General features: G+C 42.8%; 5 protein-coding genes. 3 read left to right on the top strand and 2 right to left on the bottom strand.

All coding sequences use genetic code 11. The annotated features are described in order from the left end of the window. Window positions 1-78 precede the first annotated feature (78 nt). Window positions 79-1467, top strand: a complete 1389-nt coding sequence (gene brnQ, locus JCM14108_RS13390) for a branched-chain amino acid transport system II carrier protein (protein WP_035181444.1) — start codon at window positions 79-81, stop codon at window positions 1465-1467. Window positions 1468-1660: 193 nt separating this feature from the next. On the opposite strand, the gene JCM14108_RS13385 is transcribed toward brnQ, so the two are convergent. Next, a complete protein-coding gene (locus JCM14108_RS13385; RefSeq protein ID WP_035181443.1) occupies window positions 1661-2143 on the bottom strand; it encodes a nucleoside 2-deoxyribosyltransferase in 483 nt (160 codons plus the stop codon). Between the two features lie 170 nt (window positions 2144-2313). On the opposite strand from JCM14108_RS13385, the gene JCM14108_RS13380 reads away from it, so the two are divergent. Both JCM14108_RS13380 and JCM14108_RS13375 read left to right on the top strand, forming a co-directional pair. Continuing rightward, window positions 2314-2769: a GNAT family N-acetyltransferase gene (locus tag JCM14108_RS13380; protein ID WP_035181441.1), complete on the top strand. Its 456-nt coding sequence runs from the start codon at window positions 2314-2316 to the stop codon at window positions 2767-2769. Then, entirely contained in the window at window positions 2766-3968 is a 1203-nt protein-coding gene (locus JCM14108_RS13375) for an MFS transporter (RefSeq protein WP_035181440.1), read from the top strand. The genes JCM14108_RS13380 and JCM14108_RS13375 overlap by 4 nt, the downstream gene beginning before the upstream one ends. A gap of 81 nt (window positions 3969-4049) precedes the next feature. Here the strand turns inward: JCM14108_RS13375 and JCM14108_RS13370 are convergent, their stop codons facing one another. Beyond that, window positions 4050-5402 (bottom strand): aspartate aminotransferase family protein, encoded by a 1353-nt coding sequence (locus tag JCM14108_RS13370; RefSeq protein WP_035181439.1) that lies wholly within the window; start codon window positions 5400-5402, stop codon window positions 4050-4052. Window positions 5403-5546 lie beyond the last annotated feature (144 nt).

Below are 5546 nucleotides of genomic sequence, written 5' to 3'. Positions count from 1 at the left end.
CATTAAAAACAGCTAAGGGCGTTTTTTGTTGTCAGGATATAAATTCGCTAAATAATAACTTTGGGAGGAAATTGCGATATGGATAAAAACATACATTTAACGCGTAAGCAATATATTATTACCGCATCTTTATTATTCGGGATGTTCTTTGGTGCCGGCAATTTAATTTTCCCGATTCATTTGGGCCAAATGGCAGGGAACAACTGGCTGCCTGCCGCAATTGGTTTTTTGATTTCTGCAATTTGTTTGCCATTACTTTCAATTCTATCAATCAGTATGACGGAGAGTAATAGTATGTACGATTTGGCACTGCCGGCTGGACGGATTTTCGCTTTGGCCTTCCTCATTTTAACCCACTCGTCTCTGGGGCTGTTGATTGCATCACCACGGACCGCGACGGTTACCTTTTCAATGGGGATTCAACCGTTTATTCCCAAGGCTTGGACGCAAATGAGCCTATTGATTTTTTCGCTATTGTTCTTTGGCGCAACTTTAGCATTGGCTTACAATCAAAATAAGATTACCAGAAATGTTGGTAAAATTTTGAATCCAATTTTGGTACTTTTACTAGCCTTTCTATTCTTCGTTGCTTTCTTCTTGAAAGGCAGCGATATGCGGAGTATGACGCTTCTTCCGGCAGCTGGAAAGGGCACCGGTTCGTTAATTAATGGTTTTCTTCAAGGTTACAATACGATGGACGCCCTGGCCGGCTTAGGTTTTGGGGTTACAATCGTAACGGCTTTAAAGTTGTTTGGTCAAACCAATAACCGTGACCGATCAAAGTCCGTTGCTAAAATTGGGGCGCTGACAATGGGATTTGAGGCGTTGATCTACGTCTTTCTGATCGCTTTAGGTGCTTCCAGTCTGTCATATACCAAGCTAAGTGCGGATGGTGGAACGGCCTTTACAACGATTATGCAGCACTACACAGGCATGGCTGGTGCTTCTATTCTGGCCGCACTGACTTTGATTGCCTGCCTCACGACTTCGATTGGATTAATCACATCATTATCTCAGGACTGGGGCCGTCGGTTTCCACGAATTGGTTATCATAAATTTCTGATTTTTGCGACGATTGTTTCCTTCTCAATCGCAAACTTCGGTTTGGATCAGATCATTCTCTATTCATCACCAATTCTAAGCTTCCTGTATCCACTGGCAATCGCTTTAATTATTTTAGGAATTATGCATCCCTTCATCGGTCGCCGCAAGCTGATTTACAGAAGTACGATTTCCCTGACGATGATCCCTGCTATCCTTGATTTGATTCATAATCTCCCGCCTGTATTTGCTAAAATGCCATTTTTCGCGGATATCAATGCATGGGCTTCAAATACAATTCCACTTTACAGTGTCGGTTTGGACTTCCTGCCATTTATGTTGATTGGTCTTTTGGGAAGTTGGGCAATTGCCAGGTTTGCCAAGGAACCAATTCCAAGTTCAGAAGGATCCATTCACGACAATTAATGTTGAAGTTATTTTAACTTAACTGAAACTCTCACGCTATCGCTTTATCATAGAACAACTTTCCGTGCCAAAAGCACGACACATAAGAATTAAAAAAGGGGTTTGCGTTTTTGCGGTATACCCCAAAGTTAGAGTAAAAACTTTAACTCTGAAGGTATACCGTATTGCAAACCTCTTTTATTTACGAATCATTTTAAAGAACCTTTTTGTCCGTGTATCGAGTTTCAAGATTATTAAAATCATAATCTTTGATGTTGGAAACATCACTCTCACCATTGAAAAAGGCTGTATAACTGCGGGCTAACATCAAATTGAGCTGGCCGTTGTTTCCGAACTGGACCATAATAACTGGAACGTTAGCTTGATAAGCCGCGCCGATTTCAAAAATTGTCCCGGAGTCGGGTTCGGTTAAACCTTCTTCCAGTTGATAATCCAAGATTGCTACGACGACGTCGGCTTTACGAACCTGACGTATGTCTGACGCAAAAACGGCGTCCTGCCATTTAAAGCTGCCAAATGGTTCTGATTCAAATTGGTGATCCTGAGGAATGAAAATACGATCATTGTCAATTGTTGGATTCTGCTTCAATAGTGAAACAACCTTTGCAATTCGATTTTTCTGCCCTTCACTAAAGAAAGGGGATGCTAAGTAAACGGAATTTTGGTGTGTTGCCATGGTAAGGTAGCCTGCCTTTCATTTAAAAACTCTTATTAATCATATTGTACACGAATTCCGAACAAAAACGAGCTGGTTTTGATTAATTTTCATTAATTGCCTTTTAAACCCACTTTTATTTATTTCGTTGTACAATGACAATAATTATATTGGAAGTAGGTAATTATGAAATGATAAGTTGTGAAAGCGGTGTTTCCGGCGAAAGATTGAAGCGAGTTGCTGATCTGTGGCTGGACGCCAATCTAGAGGCTCATTCTTTTATCGATCAGCATTACTGGCTGTCAAATTATGAACAGGTTAAGCGGCAGTTGGCTCAGGCAACTCTGTTCGTTGCGACACAGTCTAAAACAATTGTCGGTTTCCTGGGAATTACCAATAATTATATTGCGGGGCTATTCGTTGATAAACGGGTTCGACGACAAGGTGTCGGCAGGCAACTTCTGGACGCCGTTAAGGCTGGTCGAAGTGAACTGACTTTGTCTGTTTATGAAAAAAATCAGGCGGCTTACCACTTTTACCACATGCAAGGGTTTTACAAGGAAGCAATAACGATTGATGAAGCAACGGGAGAATCGGTTTTTGAAATGAAATGGCAGCGGTCAAGCGGAAAGGGGAGCATCAGATGACTTCTGAACGGGTTCAACCACGAATGGGAAATGTGGGTTTTATCATTTTCTTGGCATTATTAAGTGCGTTTGTCCCTTTATCAACGGATTTATATTTACCGGCATTACCAACGATGACGAAATTCTTTGGTGTTTCCGAAATTATCATGAATCTAACGTTAATTCTATTTTTTGTTTTCTATAGTATTGCTACCCTGGTCTGGGGGCCGCTAAGTGATCGATATGGACGTCGGCCAATTTTACTCATTGGCCTGACCGGTTATATGTTCGCGGGAATTTTGTGTGGGCTTGCGACGTCTGCTTTTGAAATTATTCTGTTTCGGGTATTGCAGGCAATCGGCGGCGGTGTAGCAACAACGATTGCGACCGCTGTGATTAAAGATGTTTATACCGGCCGCAAGCAGGAAACTACTTTGGCGATTGTGCAATCAATGGTTGTTATTTCGCCGGCCTTGGCGCCGGTTATTGGCTCACTTCTGTTAACATTTATTTCCTGGCGGGGCATTTTCTTTACGCAGGCATTTTTAGGACTCATTGTGGTAATTGGGGCGGTTATTTTTCAGGAAACTCATGATATGTCCAAAGAAACAACGAGTGTCGGGCGGTCTTTAAGCCGCTTGGGCGTTTTGATGACAAATCCAGCGTTTTCAGCGCTGTTAATTAACTTTTCCGCGGTATCGATTGTTTCGTTAAGTTTTATCTCTTCGTCTTCCTATATTTTTCAGGTGCATTTCGGTCTCAGCAGTCGGGCTTTTAGCTATTTCTTTGCTTTTAATGCGTTGGGGATGCTTTTGGGGCCACTATTATACATTCGGTTGTCAAAATATATTGATCGAATGGTGATCCTTTATGCTTGTTTTCTTCTTGGAATTGTTGGTGGTGTTCTAGTGTTGGGTTTGGGACTGCATAATCCTTATTTGTTTGCGATTACCGAACTACCGGCTACACTGGCCAGTTCTGCTAGTCGGCCGCCAGCCACCTATCTGATTTTAAAGCAACAGGAGAACGATAATGGTTCTGCCGCATCCCTTTACAGCGCGGGTGGTACCATTATGGGCAGCCTCGGGATGGTTGTAGTCTCATATGCCAATCATTGGCCGGTTTTGATTATTGCCGTAATTGATATTACGGTTAATATTCTATGCGCAGTGGGGCTTTACGCGACACTTAAGGGGCTTAGAAAGCAGATTAAAATTTAAAATAGCGTCATAAAAAGCTTCACTCATCATTTTTATCCAATGCTGAGTGAAGCCCTTTTGAGTTTTGATCTAACGACCTCATTACCAACCGATTTTTCCGGCGTCTTGTGGCAGTTCTACCTTGCCACTTTCAACCGCGGTGAAAGCGTCGTCCAGAACCTGAAGTGCCTGCTCAAGCTGTTGGCGGGGAATAACCAGTGGTGGCTGAAATCTTAGAATATTACCGGCCAGCGTAATGATAACCACACCATGTGCAAACGCATAGTAAATAACTTTGGTAGCAGCTTCGTTGGCTGGTTCCTTGGTTTGGGGATCCTTAACAAGTTCAATACCACCGTTTAATCCCCACATACGGACATCACCGATTAACGGATGCCGTTTTTGCATATCAAGGAACCGCTGCTTTGCGTAAGCACCATCTTTAGCTGACTTTTCAACTAAATGATCATCGTTAATAACGTCCAGCGTTGCCAGGGAAGCCGCGGAACATACCGGATTACCTGCCGTGGTAAAGAGGTGTGCCGGGGCATCCAGACTTTGCATAATTTCTTTTTTGCCAATAACAGCACTAAGCGGCATGCCGGAAGCTAAGGATTTGCCGACGGACATTAAATCCGGTTCAATATTTTTGTACTGTTGAATTCCCCAAAGTTTACCAGTCCGGCCCAGCCCTTGATTTACCTCATCAATGGCAAACAAAATGCCATGCTCATGACAGAATTGATAAACCAGCTGCATGTATTCTTCCGGTGCTTTTACAATACCGCCATCACCCTGAATGGGTTCAATTAAAACACAGGCCGTTTCATCAGCCGGTAAAAAAGATTCAAAGGGTGCTTTAAAAGCATCAAAATACCGCATTGCGACATCGTGCTCGCTTTCGCCTTTGTATCGGCGGTAAAGGTCCGGGTAAGGGACGTGAACCACGCTTGGCAGCATAGGCCCGATTTTCCGAGTCATATTTAAGCTGGTTCCGGATAATGTCTGGGAACCATAGGTTGAACCATGATAGGATCCCATGTAGGAAACGATGTATTGACGGCCGGTATAGGCCCGTGCGAATTTGATAATCGCGTCGTTGGCGTCAGAACCGGAATTGCCGAAACTGACCATTTTAGGTGACTTTCCTGGGGCAATTTCAGCCAGTCGTTTGGATAGTTCAATTCCAGGAACGTGATGGAAGTAGGCCGGTGTATAGTGAATCAGCTTTTGGGCCTGATCACTAATGGCTTTAACAACCCGTTCATTTGTGTGACCAATATTGATTGCCGAAGCACTGGCAAGCAGGTCGATGTATTGATTGCCGTCTACGTCTACCAATGTTGCGTTATGGGCATGGTCAATCACCAAGTTGTAATAATTGATTCTAGCTGAACGGGCATAATAGTTATTTTCTTCTTGAATCAGGCGGTCGGCCTTCTCTAAATTACTCATAAAACACAAATCCCCTTTTTAAAATATGTAATAAAAACATTGGCTTTTTAAAACTCAACCCGAATGTGTTAAAGTCATGATCACCAATGTTTTTGGAAGTAGCTTAACGATGTTACAACTTATAGTGCCTGTGGCAGTTTAAAT

It is taken from the genome of Lentilactobacillus farraginis DSM 18382 = JCM 14108 (genome assembly GCF_000583655.1).
Lineage (GTDB): Bacteria > Bacillota > Bacilli > Lactobacillales > Lactobacillaceae > Lentilactobacillus > Lentilactobacillus farraginis.
Note: the sequence above shows the minus strand (reverse complement) of the source record. Positions and strands in the feature narration are given on the sequence as shown.

Bases quoted from the DNA above. Each gene is read 5' to 3' on its own strand.
- JCM14108_RS13375 (WP_035181440.1), top strand. From the start codon at position 2,766: ATGACTTCTGAACGGGTTCAACCACGAATGGGAAATGTGGGTTTTATC.
- JCM14108_RS13370 (WP_035181439.1), bottom strand. From the start codon at position 5,402: ATGAGTAATTTAGAGAAGGCCGACCGCCTGATTCAAGAAGAAAATAAC.
- JCM14108_RS13380 (WP_035181441.1), top strand. From the start codon at position 2,314: ATGATAAGTTGTGAAAGCGGTGTTTCCGGCGAAAGATTGAAGCGAGTT.
- brnQ (WP_035181444.1), top strand. From the start codon at position 79: ATGGATAAAAACATACATTTAACGCGTAAGCAATATATTATTACCGCA.
- JCM14108_RS13385 (WP_035181443.1), bottom strand. From the start codon at position 2,143: ATGGCAACACACCAAAATTCCGTTTACTTAGCATCCCCTTTCTTTAGT.